Source organism: Methylobacterium currus (assembly GCF_003058325.1).
GTDB lineage: Bacteria > Pseudomonadota > Alphaproteobacteria > Rhizobiales > Beijerinckiaceae > Methylobacterium > Methylobacterium currus.
In genome coordinates, this window is record NZ_CP028843.1 from 5,685,001 (window position 1) to 5,705,150 (window position 20,150).

The window sequence follows — 20,150 nt, forward strand, 5'->3', positions numbered from 1 at the left end:
GATCTCGGCCGTGACAAGCGGCGGGGGAGCGAAGAACATCGCGGGCCTCGAATGGGTTGGATTCGGGCGGTCAGGCCGCTACGGCTTGCGCCCGCACCGCGCGGGCATGGGCGCGGCTGATCGTCAGCACGCAGAGGGCGGCGGCCACGTCGAGGAGCGCCACCGGGAGCAGGCCGAGGGCGAAGCTGCCGGTCGCGGTCTTCACCAGGCCGACGATGTTCACCATCAGGCCGCCGCCGATCAGGTTGGCGATGGCGTTGATGCCGGCGAGGCCCGCCGCCAGGGTGCCGGCCGGGAGCTACCCCGCCGACAGCGCCCAGAACGGTCCCTTGAAGGCGTAGGCGCCGACGAGCGCGAACGAGACCGCCACGATCGTCATCGTGAGGCCGCCGGCGAGGTTGAGGGCGGCGAGGCCGAGGCCGGCCAGCAGCAGCGGGATCGCGGTGTGCCAGATGCGCTCGGCGCGGCGGTCCGAGTGGCGGCCCCACAGGATCATCAGCAAGGTCGCGATGCCGTAGGGCACCGAGTTGACGAAGCCGGTCTGCAGGTTGCTGAGGCCGAACGCCTTGATGATCTGCGGCTGCCACACCGAGAGCGTGCTGCCGGTGGCCGAGGCCCCGGCGCAGACCAGCGCCATGGTGAGGAAGTACTTGTTGCGCGCCAGCCCCCAGAGCGAGATGTGGCCGACCGGCGTCTTGCCGGCGGCTTCCGCGGCGAGGCGGCCGACCAGCCAGGCGCGCTGCGCCGGCGCGAGCCAGACGGCGTCCTTCGGCTTGTCGGTCAGCACGAACAGGCAGGCGATGCCGAGGATCACGGTCGGCAGGCCTTCCAGCACGAACAGCCACTGCCAGCCCTTGAGGCCGAGGAGGCCGTCGAGCTCGAGCAGCGTGACCGAGAGCGGCGAGCCCAGGAAGGTCGCGAGCGGAATCGAGACCGTGAAGGTCGCCATTACCCGCGCCCGGTACCGGCTTGGCAGCCAGTAGGTCAGGTACAGGATCGCGCCCGGGAAGAACCCGGCCTCGGCCGCGCCCAGGATGAAGCGCATCGCGTAGAGCGAGGTGGGCCCGACGACGAGCGCCATGCCCATCGTCACCAGGCCCCAGGTGATCATGATCCGGGCGATCCAGCGCCGGGCGCCGACGCGTTGCAGCGCCAGGTTGCTCGGCACCTCGACCAGGAAGTAGGACACGAAGAACAGGCTCGCGGCGAAGCCGAACATCGCTGGCGTCAGCCCGAGATCGTGGTTCATCTGCAGGGCGGCGAAGCCCACATTCACCCGGTCGAGCAGGGCGAAGAAGTAGCAGACCATCAGGAACGGCACGAGCCGGAGGATCACCCGGCGCATGGTGGTTGCCTCGAGGGTCTGCGTCTCGTCTGCGGTGGCGCTCACGTCCCGTCCTTCCGTCTCTGCGTCGCTGACGATCAGACGCCTTCGCAGCCGGCCGCCTCGAGGGCGCGCTCGACCCAGGAGCGGTCGACGGTGCCGGCCTTGATCGCCGCCATGGTCTTGGCCTCGCCCTGCTGCTTGGCGTTCGCGGCGGCGTAGACCTCCTCGACCTGGTCGAAGGGCACGCAGACGATGCCGTCGTCGTCGCCGACGATGAGGTCGCCCGGCACGTTCATCTCGCCGGGCCCGTTCTTGTAGGGACCCCGATGGGTGATGCCGGCGGCGTAGACCGGCAGCGCGCTGGCGCGGATCCAGCCGGAATCGCGCACGGCGCCGTTCAGGACCACGCCCGCCACGCCGATCTGCTGCGCGTGGGCCAGCATCAGCTCGCCCATCAGCGCGTTGGTGAGGTCGCCCCCGGCATCGACGACGAGGACGTCGCCGGGCTTGGCGCGGTTGAGGGCGGCCTGGATCATCAGGTTGTCGCCCGGCCGCGTCCGGACCGTCAGCGCGACGCCGCACAGCACGCCGCCGGCATGGATCGGGCGCAGGCGCGGCCCGGCATGAACCATGCGGCTCATCGAGTCGCTGATATTCGCGACCGCGATGGCCTTGAACCTCTCGACCGTCGCGGAATCGACCGTGCGGGTGCGGGGATGGATCTTGAAGCCGATGGGCATGGGGATGCTTCCGGAGGTTGTCAGGTTGTCGTCGCTCTGTTCATCCCACCCACGACCTCATCCTGAGGTGCCGGAGCGAAGCGGAGGCCTCGAAGAAGGATTCCGGAAGTCTCCGTGATCCCTGGAGGCCTCCTTCGAGGCATGCTCACGCTCGCGCCTCAAGACGAGGTCGCGCGTGGGATGGCATGAAGTGCGCTGTTGCTGCTTACTGATACTTGTGGAAGGCGACCGATCGCACCTTTCCAGACGGCTTCAGCCCCGCCTTCTCGGCCATGGCCTCCAGTGCCTCCTGGTAGGTGCCGGGCACGACGCCGCCGAAATGGTCCTTGAGGCCGAGGCTCTCCTTCCAGCGCAGGCGCTGCGCGATGGCCCGGGCCATGATCGGCTCGACGCCGGAATCGGCGACCGCCTCGGCCGACATCTCCAGTTCCTCGGCCCGGCGCTTGGCATGGATGACGCCGGACGGGGTGAGGCTCTGCACCGTGTCCATCCAGGGCCGGGCCAGGGTCTTCGAGGCCGAGGCGAGCACGATCTCGTCGATGCCGTATTGGCGGGCGGCGAGCAGCATCTCGTCGTGCAGAGCCTCGATGCCCTTGATCAGGACCGAGCGCAGGATCTTGATGCCGGAGGCCGGCCGAGGGTCGGGCCGGTGAACTCGATCTGCATGCCCCAGGGTACCAGCAGGTCGCGCACGCGCTCGCCGGCCGGCCCGCTCGACAGCATCCGCATCGAATAGCCGTGGAGCGGCGTGCCCTCGATCGAGCCGTCGCCGAGGAGGGCGCCGGTGGCGGAAAGCCGCTCGGCGACGCCCTGCTTCACCTTCGGCGTGGCGGAGGCGAAGTCGAGGAAGGTGTGGCGGTTCGTCAGCACCGGCGCGAAGGCCTCGGCGCTCGCGAGCGAGGCGACGCCGGGCGTCACGCTGACGATCAGGTCGGCGGCCTCGGCGAGCTCGGCGTTCGAGCGCACCAGGGTGACCCCGGCCTCCCGCGCCCGGCGCTGGATCAGGTCGGCATAGGGGCCGTCGAAGGCGTATTTGTCGTAGCAGGCGATGCTCGTGAGGCCGGCGCCGCGAAGGCCGGCCCCGAGGGTGCTGCCGATCTCGCCGTAGCCGACGAGGCCGAACCTGAACTGCGTGCGCTCCGCCATGATGGGCTCCCTGTGTCAGATGGTGTCGAGGTGTCGCGCCGGGCCGAGGCGGGGCGCGGGGATGGATGTCGCGAGATGGTCGCGCAGGATCTCGACCGGGTGCGGCAGCCGCACGCCATCGATGATCTTCGCCTGCGAGCGGCACGAATAGCCGTCGGCGAGGAGGCGCCCGGTCCGGCCCTTCTCCGCCACGGGCTTCGACCAGCTGAGGCCGTAGATCCGCGCGGAGGTCGCCCGGTTCTCGGCCTCGTGGCCGTAGGTCCCGGCCATGCCGCCGCAGCCCGAGGGCAGCACCGCGAGGCGCAGGCCGAAAGCCCGGAAGACACCCGTCCAGGCCGCCACGGCTGCTTGCGCCGTCGTCCGCTCGGTGCAGTGCGGAAGAAGCCAGTAGGGCTCGCCGTCGGGTCCGGCTGCGCCGTCGTCGAGGCGCGCGGCGAGCCATTCCTGCACCAGCCGGACCTGCGGCAGGTCGCGCCCCGGCAGGGCCTGCCGGTACTCCGCCCGGTAGGTCAGCGTCATCGACGGGTCGAGGCCGATGAGCGCGATGCCGGTCGCGGCGAGCCGTTCGAGATCGGCGGCATTCGCGGCCGCACACCGTTCGAACCGGCCGAGGAAGCCGTGGACGTGCAGGGGCTTGCCGTTCGGGCGGTAGGGCGCGAGCCGGGGCCGGATCCCCAGGCCGGTCAGGAGGTCGAGGAGCGCGAGGAGGACCGATGTGTCGTAGTGGCTGGTGAAGGCGTCCTGCACCACGACGACGCTCGCCAGCCGCTCGGCGGGGGAGAGCCGCGCCAGCGCGTCGGCATCGGCCAGGGCCACGCCCCGGCGCGCCCTCTCCCGCCCGAGATCGATCCCCGACAGGGTCGGCGCGTGGACGAGGCCGACCGCCCGTCCGGCGCCGAGTCTCGTCGCGGCGTTGACGAGACGAGGCGCCTTGGCGAGCCAGGGGGCCAGCGGCTCCAGAGCCGCGACGGCGTGGTGGCGCAGGGGCCGCAGGTAGCGGCCGTGATAGAGTTCGAGGAACTTCGCCCGGAAGGTCGGGACGTCGACCTTGATCGGGCACAAGCCCGTGCACGACTTGCAGGCGAGACACCCGGCCATCGCCTCGTGCACGGCGTGGGAGAAGTCGTCGTCCCGCCGCCGCAAGGTCGCGGCGAGGCGGGCCGGGAAGGCGCGCCAGCCCGGGCGGGCCCGTAAGAACCGCGCCTCCGCCAGCGGATCGCTGCCTTCGGCGGCGAGGCGGCGCAGCCACTCGCGCATCAGCTGGGCACGGCCCTTCGGCGAGTGCCGGCGCTCCCGCGTGCCCTTCCAGGACGGGCACATCGCCTCGTCCGGATCCCACGAGAAGCAGGCACCGTTGCCGTTGCAGTGCAAGGCCTCGTCGTAGGCAGCCCGCACGTCGGCCGGGATCGCCCGGTCGCGGCGGCCCTTGGTCGGCACGCCGTCGATCGTCAGGAGCGCGCTGCCCTGAGGCGCGGCGATTTTCCCCGGGTTGAACTGGTTCCTCGGGTCGAAGGCGGCCTTTACCGCCTGGAGCACCGGGTAGAGCGGGCCGAACACCTGCGGCGAGAACTCGGAGCGCACGCCCTTGCCGTGCTCGCCCCACAGGAGGCCGCCGTATTTCTGCGTCAGCGCGACGACGTCCTCGGTGACCGCCCGCACGAGAGACTCGGCGCCCGGTGCCTTCATGTCGATCGCCGGCCGCACGTGCAGCACGCCGGCATCGACGTGGCCGAAGATGCCGTAATCGAGACCGCGCCGGTCGAGGGCGTCCCGGAACTCGGCGATGAAGTCGGCGAGGTGCTCCGGCGGGACGGCTGTGTCCTCCACGAAGGCGATCGGGCGCGCCTCGCCCTTCTGGTTGCCGAGGAGGCCGACCGCCTTCTTGCGCATGGTCCAGAGGCGGCCGACCTCGACCTCGCCCCGCGCGATCGTGTAGCCGCGCCGCCCGGCCTCCGGCCCGGCCGCATCGAGCATCGCCGTCAGGCGGCCGACGCGGGCCGCGACCACGGCCTCGGTCTCGCCGACGAACTCGACCAGGTTGACGCCGCGGGCCCGCTCGCCCGCATCCTCGGGGAAGAAGGCGGCGACGCCGTCCCAGACCGGGTCGCCCTGGGCCAGGGCCAGCACCTTGGAATCGACCGTCTCGATCGACGCCGCCCCGCTTCCGGCGAGCGACCGCGCGTCGCGGAGCGCCGCGTCGAAGCTGGCATAGCGCAGGTTGACCAGGGCGACGTGGTTCGGCAGCGGCAGGACGTTGAGCGTCGCTTCCGCGATGAAGCCCAGCGTCCCCTCCGAGCCGCACAGGACGGCGTTGAGGTCGAAGAGCCCGTCGGCGCGCTGGAGATGGGCGAGGTCGTAGCCCGTGAGGCAGCGGTTGAGGGGCGGGAACCGCTCGGCGATCAGCGCCGCGTTCTCGCGCTGGAGCCGGTCGACCTCCCGGTGGATGGCGCCGGCCCGGTCGGGCCGGGCTTTCGCCGCGGCGAGGCCCGCCACGTCGAGGGGCTCAGAATGCCAGACCGTGCCGTCGGAGAGGATCGTCGTCAGCGCCAGCACGTGGTCGCGGGTCTTGCCGTAGAGGCAGGAGCCCTGGCCGCACGCGTCGGTCGAGATCATTCCGCCGATCGTGGCGCGGTTCGAGGTCGAAAGCTCGGGGCGAAGAACAGCCCGAGGGGCTTGAGGGTCGCGTTGAGCTGGTCCTTGACGACCCCGGCCTCGACCCGGACCGTGCGCCGCGCCGGATCGATCGCCAGGATGCGGGTCATGTATCGCGACAGGTCGACCAGCAGCCCGTCGGTGAGGGACTGGCCGTTGGTGCCGGTGCCGCCGCCGCGGGGGGCGATCCTGATCTCCGCGAAGCGCTCCTCGGACAGGAGCTTGGCGATCCGCACGAGGTCGTCGCGCTCGCGCGGGAAGGCGATGGCTTGCGGCGTGAGCTGGTAGATCGAGTTGTCGGTCGCCAGCACGGTGCGGTCGGAGGCCGCCAGGGACAGGTCGCCGGAGAAGCCCCGCGCCCGCAGCTCGGCGCAGAAGGCCGCGTGGAGCGACGCCGTCTCGGGCTCGGAGGGCAGGCGCGGGATCATGGCGTCAGGCCAGGAGCGCGGCGGGCAGGTCGGCGCGGCGGGCGCGCCGGCCGAAGGCGAGCATCAGGACCGCGCCGACCAGCAGGCACAGGCCCACCGTCACCAGCGGCGCGGTGAACCCGCCCGAGAGGTCGCGCACCAGGCCGATCATGGAGGGCCCGGCGAAGCCGCCGAGATTGCCGATCGAGACGATCATGGCGATCCCGCCCGCGGCGGCGCGGCCGGTGAGGAAGCCCGACGGCACCGCCCAGAAGGTGGCGACGAAGGAGTTGATGCCCATGACGGCGAGGCAGAGCGCCGCGATGGTGAGGAGCGGCGACGGGGTGAAGGCGCTGGCGATCAGGGCCGCGGAGCCGACGAGGAGCGAGATCGCCGGGTAGATCGTCCGGTCGCTGCCGCGGTCCGACATCCGGCCCCACACCACCATGGCGACCGCGCCGCAGATGTAGGGGATCGCCGTCACCACCCCGACGAGGGAGGTGGCCAGGCCCAGCTGCTTGATGATCTGCGGCAGCCACAGGCCGATGCCGAGCGAGCCGACGATGGCGCAGAAGTTGATGCAGGCGAGCATCAGAACGCGCCCGTTCCGCAGGGCCTGGGCAAGCGTCATCCTGTGCTTCTGCTCGATCGCCGCCTTCTCCGCCGCGAGCCTGGCGACGAGGGCGTCGCGCTCGGCCGGCGACAGCCAGGCCGCCTTCTCGGGCCGGTCGGTCAGGACGAACAGGCAGGCGATGCCCAAGCCCACCGCCGGCAGCGCCTCGAGGATCAGGAGCCACTGCCAGCCCTTGAGGCCGAAGCCCTCGACCTGGATCAGCGCGCCCGAGACCGGCGAGCCCAGGATGTTGGCGACCGGGATGCCGAGCAGGAACAGGGCGGTCGCCCGCGCCCGCACCGCGGAGGGAAACCACAGGCTCAAGTACAGGAACACGCCCGGCACGAACCCGGCCTCGCCGAGGCCCAAGAGGAAGCGCGCGATGCCGAACTGGACCGGGCCGGTGACGAAGGCGGTCGCCGCCGAGACCAGGCCCCAGGTGATCATGATCCGGGCGATCCAGATCCGCGCTCCGACGCGAATCATGATCAAGTTGCTAGGGATCTCGGCGATGAAATAGCCGAAGAAGAACAGGCCGGCGCCGACGCCGAACGCCGTCGCCGAGAGGCCGATATCCTTGTTCATCGTCAGCGCGGCGAAGCCGACATTCACGCGGTCGAGGTAGCTGACGACGTAGCAGACGAACAGGAACGGCAGGATGCGCCACATCATCTTGCGATGCAGCGCCTGCTCGTCGACGGAGCCCGGTGGCGTGACGGTTCTGGAGCGCCTGGCCGCCGAGTCCCGGGAGACGGCGTCGTTCTACATCCGCCGGGGTAACCAGAGGCTGTGCCTGTTCCGGGCGGACTCGCCCTATCCGCTGCGGATGAACGTACGGCCCGGCGACATGCGGCCGATGGACCAGTCGGCGATCGCCCAGGTGCTGACGGCCTTCGAACGGTCGACCCCGCAGCCGCCACCGGAGCTGCCGCTCTACACCTCGGGCATCACCGACCCGCACGTCGCCTCCCTGGCGATGCCGGTCTTCGGCGCCGGAGGCCGGCTGATCGGCGCCCTCGCGCTGTCAGGTCCGTCCTCGCGCCTCACCGCCGAGCAGGCTGGCCTGCTCGCGCCGCGGCTGCGGGAGGAGGCCGAGCGCCTGTCGGCCGGGCTCGGGGCGCAGACGTGACGAGGGCCCCGCTCACCCGGCGGGCGGACCCGATCCGGGGGCGAGCCCCGTCTCCGGGCGGAAGAACAGGCCGGCCTTGAGGCTGGCGCCGATCCGCCCGGCCCGCTCCTGCAGGGCCGCGGCATCGTCCGGGGCAAAGTGCGCCGCGGCGGTCTGCCCGAACAGGTCGAGCCAGCGGGCGAAGTGCTCCGGCCGCAAGCCGCCGAGGGCCTGGTGCCGGCCGAAGGGATTGCCCTTGTAGCGGCCCGTCTTGAACAGGACCGACGACCAGAACGCCTCGACGGTCGCCATGTGCCGCGGCCAGTCGGCGTCGGCGATCGCGGCGGCGAAGACCGGGCCGATGAGCGGGTCGCTGCGCACACGCGCGTAGAAGGCCGCCAGGAAGGGGGCGAGGCTGCTGTCGTCCAGATTCGTCCGGGCCATGCCCGTCAGATGCCCACCGGCAAGGGACTCCGCAAGGGATGCGGTCCGGGCCCGATGCCGTCGATCCACGCGATCGGGGCCGATCTCATCCCGATTCACCCGCCCCGCTCAATGATACGGATCGGCCGCGTCCCGCAGGCCGTCGCCGAGGAAGTTGAAGGCCAGCACCACGATCACCACCGGCAGGATCGGCGCCAGCAGCCAGGGATGGAGCTGCACCGCCGCGAGGTTCTGCGCCTCGTTCAGCAGCACGCCCCAGCTCGTCACCGGTGGCCGCAAGCCGAGCCCTAGGAACGACAGGGCGGTCTCGCCGAGGATCATCGAGGGGATCGACAGGGTCGCCGAGGCGATCAGGTGGCTCATGAAGTTCGGGATCAGGTGCCGGGCGATGATCCGGGTCTTCGAGGCGCCCATCAGCTCGGCGGCGCGGACGTAATCCTCCTCGCGCAGAGCCAGGAGCTTCGAGCGCACCGCCCGGGCGAGGCCCGGCCAGTCGAGCAGGCCGAGAATCAGCGTGATGCCGAAGAAGACCAGGATCGGGCTCCAGTTCGGTGGCAGGGCCGCCGAGAGGGCGAGCCAGAGCGGCAATTCGGGCAGCGAGCGCAGGATCTCGATCATGCGCTGGATCACGTTGTCGACCCAGCCGCCGAGATAGCCGGCAAGGCCGCCGAAGAAGAGGCCCAGCGCGAAGGACACCGCGATGCCGACGAGGCCGACGGTGAGCGAGATCCGGGTGCCGGTGATGATCCGCGAGAGCAGGTCGCGCCCGAGCCGGTCGGTGCCGAGCAGGAACATCGTGCCGTCCTTCGGCGGGCAGACCAGGTGCCAGTCGGTGTCGACCATGCCCCAGAAGGAATAGCTCTCGTCGCGGCAGAAGAAGCGTAAGTGCTGCACCGTGCTGCGATCGACCGTGTATTTGCGCTGGAAGCTCTCGATATCGAAGGTGAAGTGGTAGGGATGGGTGTAGGGCCCGACGAAGCGGCCTTCGTGGAACAGGTGGATCGATTGCGGCGGCGCATAGAGAAAGTCGCCGTGGCGCTTGGCCGGGTTGTAGGGCGCGATCACCTCGACGAACGGAATCAGGGCGTAGAAGGCAATCAGGATCAGCCCCGCCGCCACCGCGACCCGATGCTTGCGGAACTTCCACCATGTCAGGCGCAGGGACGAGGCGCGGTCGACGGCGCTGCTCTCCGCCCCCACCGGCTCCGTCCGGCCGGGATCGAACGGGGCGGTGTCGACGAAGTGGTGCGGCCGGTCGCGCAACTCGAGACTCATCGGCCGTCCCCTCCGAGGCGGATGCGCGGATCGAGCCAGGCGAGCAGCAGGTCGGAGATCAGCATGCCGATCACCGTGAGCATCGCCACGAACATCAGGATGAAGCCGGCCAGGAACTGGTCCTGGCTCTTGAGCGCGGCGAGCAGGATCGGCCCGACGGTCGGCAGGCTCAGCACCAGCGACACCAGCACCGAGCCCGAAATCAGATGGGGCAGGAGGTTGCCGATATCGGCGATGAACGGGTTCAGCGACATCCGGAACGGGTATTTGATCAGCGCCCGGGTCGGCGGCAGGCCCTTGGCGCGGGCGGTGACGACGTATTGCTTGCCCAATTCGTCGAGGAGGTTGGCGCGCATCCGCCGGATCATCGCGGCGGTGCCCCCGAGACCGATCACCAGCGTCGGCACGACGAGGTGGGCGAGCAGCGAGCGGATCTTCTCCCAGGTCCAGGGCAGGCCCGAATAGGCGCTGTCGTAGAGCCCGCCGATCGACACCTCGAACCAGCGGTTGGCGTAGAACAGCATCACCAGCGCCAGCAGGAAGGACGGGGTGGCGAGCCCGATATAGCCGATGAAGGTCGCGACGTAGTCGCCGATCGAGTATTGCCGCGTCGCCGAGTAGATGGCGATCGGGATCGACACCAGGTGGACGAAGATCACCACCGCCAGGTTGACGACGAGCGTCAGCCAGAGCGCGTCGCCCACCACCTCGCGCACCGGGCGGTCATACTCGAACGACCAGCCCCAATTGCCCTGGATCAGGCCGTTGAAGGCGCCCTCGGGATTGGGCCATAGCCCGATCCACCGCAGGTACTGCTCCCAGACCGGACGGTCGAGGCCGTATTGCTGCATCAGGAACTGCGCCTTGGCGACGGAGGCCGCCTCGCCCTGCGAGCGCAGCTCGGCGATCTGGTTGGTCAAGAAGTCGCCCGGCGGCAGCTTGATGATGACGAAGACGAGAGCGGAGATGATGAGCAGCGTGACCGCCATGGTGAGGAGGCGGCGGGCGAGGTAGCGGATCACCGCGCAGCCTCCTTCGGGTTCGGCCCCCAATAGACCTGGTCCATGCGGTAGATTCCGATCAGGGCCGTCGGTTTCCAGCTATAGGTCTCCTTGTCGGGCACGTTGAGGAGCCGGGTTTTGGCCACGACCGGCTGCAGCGCGCCCGAGACGGTGCCGATCACCCATTGGTTCTCGGCCCGGTTCTTCAGCATCTCGGCCCAGATCGTCGCCTGCTCGGCATTGTCCGGGGTCGCCATCCAGCGGGCGTTGAGGTCGATGAGCACCTTCGCCTCGGGGATGTCGCAGGGCTCGCCCTCCTTGCCCCGCGTCTCGACGTACTGGCCCCATTTCGGCCAGGCATAGGTGTCCTGGTGGACGGGAGCGAGCTCGTCGGGGGACATCTCGGCGGTCGGCATCGCGAGGTCGAGCCCCTGCGCCGCCACCATCACGGCGGCGCCCGAATAGGCGCGGTTGCGCAGGACCGTGCGGTCCTGCGGCTTGACGAACAGCTTGACGCCGACCTCGCGCCAGAACTCGGAGATCAGGGTCAGCCCGTCGGTGAGCATGCTGCTCTCGCCGTCGGTCTCGACCACGATCTCCAGCTCGCGCCCGTCGGGCAGCAGGCGGATGCCGGCGCCGTTGCGCCGGGTCAGCCCGACCTCGTCGAGGAGGCGAGACGCCTCGGCCGGGTCGTAGCCGGCGTTGAGGGTGCGGTATTCGGGCCGGTAGAGCGGGCTCTTCTCGACGACGGTGTCGTTGCCCTCGGTGCCGAGCCCGAACAGCAGGGCGTTGTTGAGGGTGCGCCGGTCGATGGCGAGCGACAGGGCGCGGCGGTAGCGCAGGTCGCGGTTGAGCTTGCGCCAGACCGGGTCGGTCACGGTGAGGTTCGGGTAGAGCGCCAGTTCCGAGCCGCGGGCGGTGGGCCAGAGATGGGTGCGGTATCCCTTGGCGCGCTCGCCCTCGCGCAGGATCGGGATGTCCTCCATGTTGAGGCCGCGAAACAGGAGATCGGCCTCGCCCGCATTGGCCTTGGCGGCGAGGAGCCCGCCGGCCGCCACGTCCATGTTGACCTTGTCGATATAGGGCAATTGCTGCCCGTTCGTGTCGACCCGGTGGTAATAGGGATTGCGCACGAAGACGAAGCGGGCCGCCGGCGCGGTGTTGGTGACGCGCCAGGGCTGGAGCGTCGGCAGGTCGGGGTTGGTCTGCTCGAACATCGCGTCGAGCCGGTTGTGGAGCGCCGCCCAGCCCTTGACCTTGGCATGCTTCACCAGCGGCTCGAGTTCGGCCTTCGGCGTATACTTGGCGTGGAATTTCTTCAGGTAATGCGCCGGCCGGTAGATGAAGGGATCGCGCGGCGAGGCCAGCTCGGGCAGGAAGCGGGGATTCGGCTTGTCCCAGGTGAAGCGGACATGGAGCGGGTCGATCAGCTCGAAACGCGGCGGTTGCCCGTCGACCATCATGAATTCCGGCAGGCCGGAGGGGCTCAGCTCCTTGTTGAGGGCGACGTCCTCCCACCAGTAGCGGATGTCCTCCGCCGTGAAGGGCTGGCCGTCGGACCAGCGATGGCCTTCGCGCAAGGTGAAGGTGTAGATCCGGTCGCCGTCGTTCTCGAATTTTTCCAGGATGTCGGGTTGAAGGGTCAGCTTCTCGTCGTAGCCGACGAGGCGGGTGTAGCTGTAGGTCGAGATGTAGCGGATGTCCCGGGCCTTCGAGACCAGGGTGACGATGTCGCCGCCGGGCTTGCCGAGCTGGCGGCCTTGCGCGGCGAGGTCGACCACGAGGGGCTGCTTGGGCAGGCGGTCGGCGGCGGATTCGGCGGCGAGGGCCGGGCTGACGAGCAAGAAGAGGACGGTCAGGGCAGCGCTCGCCCAACCCACCCCCCTCCGCGGGGGAGGGTGCCCGGCTGCGGATGCGAAGCACTCGTGCGCCGGGCGGGGGAGGGGCAGCGCGACGGCGCAGGACGTGGCGCCCCCCATGATGCGCGCGACTTCTCCGGAAGCGGCGTCCCCTCGTCCGGCCTGCTCCGCAGGCCGCCCTCCTCCGCGGAGGGGGGAGGGTTCAGCAGCGGCAGCGTTCAGGAAAAAACGTCCGAACCGAACCGTCATGTCCCGTCCCTCCCGTGCAGGCGCACCCAGGTGAGGCGGGTGGGCGAGTAGCCGGTCGCGGCGTGCAGGTCGTCGAAGGCGTGGGTGGCGGCGATCGCCCTGCGGGCGGCGTCCGCCTCCGGGTCGTCGGGCCGGTAGACGAATTCCCGGCCGTTGCGGCGCCAGCGCACCGGCTCGCCGGAGCGGGGCGCTATCAGCATCGCGATGGTCGGGAAAGCGGGGCCGCCATGGGCATGGAGCCGGTGCGCCGCGGCGTCGTCGTCGAAGATCAGCCGCGTCAGGCCGCGCTCGCGCGCTTCCAGCACCCGCCGGGCCTGGCTGATATGGTCGTCGAAGAAGCCGACCGCCCGGTCCGCCTCGAGGCGCGGCAGGCTCGCCGCCGACCAGTCGCCGGCATGGTAGCGGGCGCGTGCGTCGCGGTAGCGTAGCCCTGAAAGGTCGGGGTCGAAGCAGAAGATCTCGGCCTGAGGGCAGGCCTGGCGCATCACCCAGGTGGTGAGCCCACGAAACACGCCCGATTCGACGATCACCTCAGGGTTGAGCGCCCGCATCAGCACGTAGAGCTGGAGCGCGCCGTTGAAGCCGTTGCCGCCGCGCTTCTGCGCCACGGGTGCCGAGGCGATCAGATCCCAGAAGGCCGCCACCGCGGGAGCGGCACCGCCCGGCAGGCTGAGGCCGGAGGCGGCGAGGTCGTGGTCGAGCCGCGCGGCGGCGGCCGCGATCAGCGCGTCCGTCTCCGGCCCGGAGAGCGGGCGGTGGGTCCAGTCGGACACCGCCGGGACGAGGTCGTAGCCGAGGCGGTCGAACAGGCGGCCGAGGAAGCGGCGGCGCAGCCGCTCGACGAAGGGGTGGGGACGGAGGGCGGCGCCGTGGGACATCGGAGTCTCGTCGAAACAGGTCAGGCGGCTTGCCGGAGCACCGGCCCGGCGACCCGGACGCAATGCCCGGGCTCGATCTCGGTCATGGTGCCGGCTGCGCCGCCGGTGAGGCGGTAGGGCTCGGGCCAGCTCGCCGGGTCGGAGAAGCGGTCGCTCATCAGGAGCTTGAGGTCGAGGGGGTGGTCGAGGTCGGGCTCGGGCACCGCGGCGAGCAGCGCCCTCGTGTAGGGGTGGGCCGGGTTCTTGAACAAGGCGGCTTTCGGCGCCTCCTCGACGATGTAGCCCCGGCACATCACCGCGATCGTGTCGGCGATGTAGTCGACCACCGCGAGGTTGTGGGAGACGAACAGGTAAGAGACCCCGAGGCTCGCCTGGAGGTCCTTCAAGAGGTTGAGCACCTGGGCCTGGACCGACACGTCGAGGGCCGAGACCGGCTCGTCGCAGAGCAGCACCCGGGGCTTCAGGGCCAGCGCCCGGGCGATGCCGAGGCGCTGGCGCTGGCCGCCCGAGAAGGCGTGCGGGTAACGGCGCAGGGACGACTGATCGAGCCCGACCATGTCGAGCAGTTCCTTCGCCCGCTCATAGCGCTCGTCGGATGTGCCGATGCCGTGGATGCGCAGGGGCTCGGTCAAGAGCTCGTAGACCGTCATGCGCGGGTTGAGCGACGAGAACGGGTCCTGGAACACGAACTGCACCGCGCGGCGGAAATCCTTCAGCTCGCGGTCCTTGAGGGCGAAGACGTCGCGGGGGCCCCGGCCCGAGCCGTCGTCGAAGGTGACGGTGCCGGCATCGGGGCGCAGGGCCCGCATCACCACCTTCGACAACGTGGTCTTGCCGCAGCCCGATTCGCCGACGAGGCCCAGTGTCCGGCCCGGATACAGCTTGAGCGAGACGCCGTTGACGGCGTTGATGGTGCGGGTCTTCCCCTTGAACCAGCCCGAGCGCAGGGTGAAGGACTTGCGCACCTCCTCGATGGCGAGGAGCGGCCCGTCCGGATCGGGCCGGTGCGGCTCCCCGGCCTTGCGGGCGAGCACCGCGCTCTTCACCTCGCGGATCGGGGTCAGGCGCTCGCCGGGCGCCATGTGGAAGCGTGGCACGGCCCGCATCAGGGCCTTGAGGTAGGGGTGGCCGGGACGGCGAAAAATCTCCTCGCGCGAGCCCGCTTCCATCACCCGGCCACGATACATCACCACCACGTCGTCGGCCATGTTGGCGACGACGCCGAGATCGTGGGTGATGAGCAGCATCGCCATGCCGGTCTCTGCCTGGAGGTCGCGCATCAGCTCCAGGATCTGGGCCTGGGTGGTGACGTCGAGGGCGGTCGTCGGCTCGTCGGCGATGAGGAGGGCGGGCCGGGTGATGAGCGCCATCGCGATCATCGCGCGCTGGCGCAGGCCCCCCGACAATTCGAACGGGTAGGTGACGAGCGCCCGCTGCGGATCCGGGAAGCCGACGCGCTCGAAGACCTCGATCGCCCGGGCCCTGGCCTGGTCGGCCGAGACGTCGGCGTGCAGGCGCAGGGCCTCGGTAACCTGGTCGCCGACCGTGTGGAGCGGCGACAGCGAGGTCATCGGCTCCTGGAAGATCATCGCGATCCGCCCGCCGCGGAGGGCTTGCATCCGGGCGGAATCGGGTTTGAGGGCCGCGATGTCGATGCCGCCCGGAGGCCCGGAGGGTTCGGCGAGGCGGATGCTGCCACCCGTGATCCGCGCCACCTTGGGCAGGATCTGCAGGATGGCCTGTGCGGTGACCGACTTGCCCGAGCCGGATTCGCCGACGAGCGCCACGGTGCGGCCCGCCGGCACGTCGAGGGACAGGCCGTCGACCACCCGGAACGCGCCGGAATCGGTCGTGAAATCGACCCTGAGGTCGCGGATCGACAGGAGCGGTGCCGTCATCCTGGTGCCGTGCGGTCCTCTCGGGGCGGGAGCATCCCCGGATCTTCACAGGAGATAGGGTCCATGTGTGACACGGGCGACGCCGTGTGCGCAAACAAAGCGGCGGCACGCGATAGTCTCAACGCCCGGCATTTTGCGGCGTGGCAGGCGAGGAGGTCGAGGAGACGCTCGCAGAAACGCCAGGTCGCCTCGTCCTGCACGAGATGGTGGGTGAGGAGCCCGATGGGATCGCCCTCCGTCACCGCCTGGGCGGCCCGGGCGACGAGGACCGCCGGATCGGCGAGCCCGCCGCCGGAGCGCCAGGCGACCGGATCGAGGGCGGCATGGGCCTGGGCGAGGCCCGGCACCGGGGGCAGGGGACGGGCCGCCGAGACGCCGTGGTAGGAAAGGGCCGGCAGGGTCGCGGGCAGGTCGGGGGCGATGCGGTTCCAGGGCGGCACCAGCACCGGCAGCAGGCGGGGACCGAGGCGGCTTTTCGCGAGGGCCAGGGCCGCTGCGGCATCGGCCTGTATGACCGCGAGGGGGCGATGCGGGCCGAACTCCGCCTTCTTGGCCTCGGCGGGCGCGTGGTTGGTGTGGGCGAGGCCGTGGACGAGGAGGTCGACGCCCGGTTCGTCGGCGACGCGCGCCGCCAGCGACGGTTCGGCCCGGGCCGGCACTGCCGCGAGGGCCACCGGCCAGCCGGCCCGGGCCGCCAGGGCGAGCAGGCGGTCGAGGGCGGGGGTGTGGGCGACCGCGTCGTCGTCGCGCCACCAGAGGGTGGTGGTGCGGCCTTCCTCCCCGGCGCGGGCGAGGGCGTCGATGAGGGGCGTGAGATCGAGAGGGGCGGCGAGCGCTGGCGCAGCCGGCGCAAGGGTGAGGGGGTATCTCCGGATGAGACTTCTCCGGACCCCCCCCTCACCCTCGCCCTGCGGGCTCGCCGCTGACCCGACGTGTGGGCAGCAGCCCTCTCGCCGCCCGCGGGGAGAGGGGCGGCCGGCGCCGCATCCTGCGAGGATGGCGTCCGCCCGCCCCGGTTCGCCCCTCTCAGCATCTCCTCCACGATCGCCACGCTCCGCCGCGCCCCGTCCCGCGCGATGGCGTGATCGGCGCCCGGCGGCGGGGCGGCCAGGACCGCCTCCGCGAGGCGCTCCGCCGTCAGCTCGCTCTCCGCCAGCACCCGGGCGAGGCCGTGGGCGGCCAGGGTCTCGGCGCGCAGGCGCTGCTCGGTTTCGTGGCCGGCCTCGAACGGCACCAGCAGGGCCGGGCAGCCACCATGCAGGAGGTCCAGCACGGTGTTGTAGCCGGCCTGGCTCACCGACAGGGCGGCGCGCGCGAGCAGCGCGCGGAAATCCGGCCGCGCCCGCTCGACGACCGCATTCGTGGGCGCTGCCGCGGCCAACCCGGCGAAAGCGGGCTCCGGCACGGCGCGGCCGACGAGGATGCGCCAGGACAGGCCGGGCGTCAGCGCCGCCGCGGCCACCGCCGCCTCCTGGAGCGGCAGCCCCGCGGCGCTGGACCCGCCCGAGACCACGATGCCGGCGCGGGGACCGTCCGGGGCCGGCGCCGCCCCGGCCTCGTCGACATAGCCGGTATAGCGCAGGCGCCGCGCCACCTCGCCATCGACCGGCCACGAGGCGTCGAGGGGCAGGAAGGCGGGATCGCCGTGGACGAGCACGCCGTCATAGGCATCGAGGCGTGCGTGGGTGGCGGCGATCCGCTCCGGCCGGCTCGGGGTCGCGAGGATGTCGCGGATCGAGGCAAGGAGCAGGGGACGGGGCGAGGCCCTCCGCACGGCCTCGACCAGGGCCTCGAATTCCGGCGCCAGCACCCGGCGGCCGAAGGGATAGAGCTCGGTGACGACCGCGTCGGGACCGGCCTCCGCGAAGGCGGCGAGCAGGGCGTCGCGCCGGGCCGCCAGGCGCTCCGCCGTGACCGGTGCGCCCTCCGGATCGAGGAGCGCCGTGAAGGCGGTGCCGGTGATCCGTACCGGCGGCAGCGGCACCAGTCGGATCCCGTCGAGGCCGGGCAGCACGGCCGGCAGGCCGCCGGAGACGAGCGTCACGGTATGGCCGGCGCCCGCGAAGGCCCGCGCCAGAGCCGCCGCCCGGGTGAGATGCCCGGCCCCGAGAAGGTGGGTGACGGCGATCAGGATCCGGCTCATGCGTGATCCCTCGGGCGATCCCCCAGGAGCGGGGCGAGCGCCGCGCGCAGGCGGGCGGCTGCGGCGTCCAGGCCGCGCTCCTCGCGGGCGAAGGCGAGGGCCGCATCCCGCATCGCCGCAAGGGTCCCGGGCGCCTCGGCGAGGCCGTGGATCGCGGCGGCGAGCGCCGCGGCGTCGCCGGGCGGCGTCACCCGGCCGGTCACGCGGTCGCGCACCACGTCCGGCACGCCGCCATAGCCGCCGGCCACGACCGGGCAGCCATGGGCCTGCGCCTCCAGAAGGGCCATGCCGTAGGCCTCGTTGACGGCAGGCCAGACCAGCAGGTCGGCGCCGCCGTAGAGCCCCGAAAGGCCGGCGGGCGCGACGCTGCCGTGCCGGCGCACCCGGTCGCCGAACGGCGCGAGCAGGGCCGCGACCGCCTCCGAGGCCGGGCCGTCTCCGGCGACGTCGAGGGTCCAGGGACGATCGCCGATCCGGCCCAGGGCCTCGGCCAGCAGGCGGTAGGAGGCGAGCTTGTCGCCCTCCCGCATCATCGCGACGGTGACGAGGCGCAAAGGGCCGGGCGCCCGTGCCGCGTCGGTCACCGGCCACTCCGCCGGGTCGAGGAAGGGCGGCAGGTCGGCGAGCACCTGTCCCCGCGGCCGCGCCGCCTCGAGGGCCGGCCGGTCGCGGCGGTTCATGACGAGGATCAGGTCCGCCGCGTCGAGGGCGGCCTCGGCGCCGGCATGGCCGAGGGCGTGCGGGCCGGCGGCACGCCGGGGGGACCGCGACCCCTCCGCCACCACGTAAGCGATGCCGAGCGCCCGCGAGACCGCCGGACCGATCCAGTCCGGCGCCTTGTAGTAGACGTGGTAGGTGAACCAGAGGGCGGGCGGATCGGCCTGGTACGCCGCGATCAGCCGCCCGGCCTCCTCCAGCGACGCCGCCTTCAGGACCGGGTGTTGCGCCCCGTCGGGATCGCGGGTGCGCAGGGCACTGGCGAGTTCGGGCGCGAACCCCGCCGCCGCGAGCGCCCGCAGGAGCAGCCGCGCCATCGTGCGCTCGCCGGAGGGGACCGGGTGGCCGGGAGCCTTGAGGGGTGCGTAGAAGGCGACCCGGCTCATCGCATTGCCGCCCCCTTGGCCGCCCCCTTGGCCGCCCCCTTGGCCGCCCCCTTGGCCGCCCCGTTGAGCAGGCACGCCACGGTCTCGAAGCCGGCCTCGGCCCCGAACTCCGCCCGCAGCCGGGCGAGCGCGGCGGCCGCGAGGCGGCTGCGCTCGGCGGGGTCGCGGGCGAGCAGGTTGATGGCGTTCGAGAGCGCCCCCCAGTCCCCCGGCGGCACCAGCCTTCCCTCGATGCCGTCGCGAAGGAATTCCGGTATGCCCGCGAAGTCGGTGGCGACCACCGCGAGGCCCTGCGAGGCCGCCTCCATGATGACGTTGGGCAGCCCGTCGCGGTCGCCCGACGGCGCGCGCTTGGCCGGCAGCACGAACAGGTCGGCCTCGCGCAGCAGCGCCACCACCTCGGGCTGGGGCTTCGCGCCCAGGAAGATCACCTTCTGCGACAGGCCGAGGGCGGCGGCCTTCTCGCGCAACGCCGCCAGCGCCTCGCCGCCGCCGATATGGGCGAGGCGCCAGTGCAGGTCGGGCGGAAGCGCGGCGAGCGCGTCGAGGAGGTCGTCGAAGCCCTTCTTCGCCACCGCCCGGCCGACGGTGACGAGTCTGAGAGGATCGGCCGGGTCCGACCCGTCCCGGGCCGGACGGGTTTCCGGGGGCTCGGGAAACCGCGACAGGTCGAGGCCGTGATAGACGAGCGAGATCCGGTCCGGATTCCTCGAGACCTCGCGCAGCCGCGCCGCGCCGGCGGCCGTGCAGGTGACCGCGAAGGAGAGCCGCGCATCGTCGAGCTTCTCCGACAGCTCCCAGTCCGGCGTGGTCCAGATGTCCTTGGCATGGGCCGAGGCGCTCCAGCTCCGCCCGGTGAGCAGCGCGGCGTAGCGCGCCACGGAGGCCGGGGTGTGCAGGTAATGGACGTGGATGTGCGCGATCTCGGCCGGCAGCTCGCGGGCGAGCACCAGGGCCTGGCCGAGCCGCCGGCCGCGATGGGGCGTGAGGTCGCGGGCGAGGTCGCGCCAGGCGAGCTTCAGGAGCGGGAGGAGGCCCGGCCGGCGCAGGGCCGCGAGCGCCCCGCGCAGCACCCGGAGCGGCGCCTGGTAGAGGTATTCCGGCAGGTAGGCGACGGGGGCGCGGATCTGCCGGTGCATCGGGTGCACGGCGCCGTCATGCGGCTGGCGGAGGGACCAGATCGTCAGGTCCAGGCCCCGCGCCTCGAGGCCGAGCAGCTCCTGCGCGATGAAGGTCTCGGACAGGCGCGGATAGCCCTTGACGAGGACGGCGATGCGAAGCGGGGGCATGAAAGGGGTCGCTCGGGA

13 protein-coding genes and 3 pseudogenes (1 of these 16 running past the window's edge) are annotated in these 20,150 nt (G+C 71.6%); 1 reads left to right on the plus strand and 15 read right to left on the minus strand.

Annotation, left to right across the window (positions count from 1 at the left end; all coding sequences use genetic code 11):
* The 6 genes and pseudogenes from DA075_RS26195 to DA075_RS26220 form a co-directional block, all read right to left on the minus strand.
* Positions 1-39 carry the 5' end (the start) of an SMP-30/gluconolactonase/LRE family protein gene (locus DA075_RS26195; protein WP_099955723.1) on the minus strand. The gene continues 879 nt to the left of window position 1, outside the view, so the window shows 39 of its 918 coding nt (coding positions 1-39); the start codon lies at positions 37-39; its stop codon lies beyond the left edge, outside the window.
* 31 nt (positions 40-70) lie between these two features.
* Positions 71-1,390: pseudogene (locus DA075_RS26200) on the minus strand (MFS transporter).
* 32 nt (positions 1,391-1,422) lie between these two features.
* Positions 1,423-2,067: an RraA family protein gene (locus DA075_RS26205; protein WP_099955724.1), complete on the minus strand. Its 645-nt coding sequence runs from the start codon at positions 2,065-2,067 to the stop codon at positions 1,423-1,425.
* A gap of 205 nt (positions 2,068-2,272) precedes the next feature.
* A pseudogene (locus tag DA075_RS38430) lies at positions 2,273-3,213 on the minus strand (DUF1932 domain-containing protein).
* Between the two features lie 15 nt (positions 3,214-3,228).
* A pseudogene (gene ydiJ / locus DA075_RS26215) lies at positions 3,229-6,293 on the minus strand (D-2-hydroxyglutarate dehydrogenase YdiJ).
* A gap of 4 nt (positions 6,294-6,297) precedes the next feature.
* The gene (locus DA075_RS26220) at positions 6,298-7,557 is read right to left on the minus strand and encodes an MFS transporter (RefSeq protein WP_099955725.1); all 1,260 of its coding nucleotides are present in this window, start codon (positions 7,555-7,557) and stop codon (positions 6,298-6,300) included.
* On the opposite strand from DA075_RS26220, the gene DA075_RS26225 reads away from it, so the two are divergent.
* A complete protein-coding gene (locus DA075_RS26225; RefSeq protein ID WP_244936348.1) occupies positions 7,544-8,014 on the plus strand; it encodes an IclR family transcriptional regulator in 471 nt (156 codons plus the stop codon). The genes DA075_RS26220 and DA075_RS26225 overlap by 14 nt on opposite strands.
* Positions 8,015-8,026: 12 nt before the next feature.
* On the opposite strand, the gene DA075_RS26230 is transcribed toward DA075_RS26225, so the two are convergent.
* The 9 genes from DA075_RS26230 to DA075_RS26270 all read right to left on the minus strand — a co-directional run bounded on the left by DA075_RS26230 (position 8,027) and on the right by DA075_RS26270 (position 20,132).
* Entirely contained in the window at positions 8,027-8,437 is a 411-nt protein-coding gene (locus DA075_RS26230; protein WP_099955726.1) for a group III truncated hemoglobin, read from the minus strand.
* Between the two features lie 108 nt (positions 8,438-8,545).
* Entirely contained in the window at positions 8,546-9,712 is a 1,167-nt protein-coding gene (locus DA075_RS26235; RefSeq protein ID WP_099955727.1) for an ABC transporter permease, read from the minus strand.
* Positions 9,709-10,734: an ABC transporter permease gene (locus DA075_RS26240; protein WP_099955728.1), complete on the minus strand. Its 1,026-nt coding sequence runs from the start codon at positions 10,732-10,734 to the stop codon at positions 9,709-9,711. Before DA075_RS26240 ends, DA075_RS26235 begins: the two co-directional genes overlap by 4 nt.
* The gene (locus DA075_RS26245; protein WP_099955729.1) at positions 10,731-12,692 is read right to left on the minus strand and encodes an ABC transporter substrate-binding protein; all 1,962 of its coding nucleotides are present in this window, start codon (positions 12,690-12,692) and stop codon (positions 10,731-10,733) included. The genes DA075_RS26240 and DA075_RS26245 overlap by 4 nt, the downstream gene beginning before the upstream one ends.
* Before the next feature lie 125 nt (positions 12,693-12,817).
* The gene (locus tag DA075_RS26250) at positions 12,818-13,699 is read right to left on the minus strand and encodes a hypothetical protein (RefSeq protein ID WP_099955730.1); all 882 of its coding nucleotides are present in this window, start codon (positions 13,697-13,699) and stop codon (positions 12,818-12,820) included.
* A gap of 20 nt (positions 13,700-13,719) precedes the next feature.
* Complete coding sequence (locus DA075_RS26255) at positions 13,720-15,597, minus strand: ABC transporter ATP-binding protein (protein ID WP_099955731.1); 1,878 nt, start codon at positions 15,595-15,597, stop codon at positions 13,720-13,722.
* Positions 15,598-15,835: 238 nt separating this feature from the next.
* A complete protein-coding gene (locus DA075_RS37715) occupies positions 15,836-17,740 on the minus strand; it encodes a glycosyltransferase family protein (RefSeq protein ID WP_244936352.1) in 1,905 nt (634 codons plus the stop codon).
* Positions 17,737-18,843 carry a glycosyltransferase family 4 protein gene (locus DA075_RS26265; protein ID WP_099955732.1) on the minus strand — a complete coding sequence of 369 codons (1,107 nt, stop codon included), beginning with the start codon at positions 18,841-18,843 and terminating at the stop codon, positions 17,737-17,739. The genes DA075_RS37715 and DA075_RS26265 overlap by 4 nt, the downstream gene beginning before the upstream one ends.
* A complete protein-coding gene (locus DA075_RS26270; RefSeq protein WP_099955733.1) occupies positions 18,840-20,132 on the minus strand; it encodes a glycosyltransferase in 1,293 nt (430 codons plus the stop codon). The genes DA075_RS26265 and DA075_RS26270 overlap by 4 nt, the downstream gene beginning before the upstream one ends.
* Positions 20,133-20,150 lie beyond the last annotated feature (18 nt).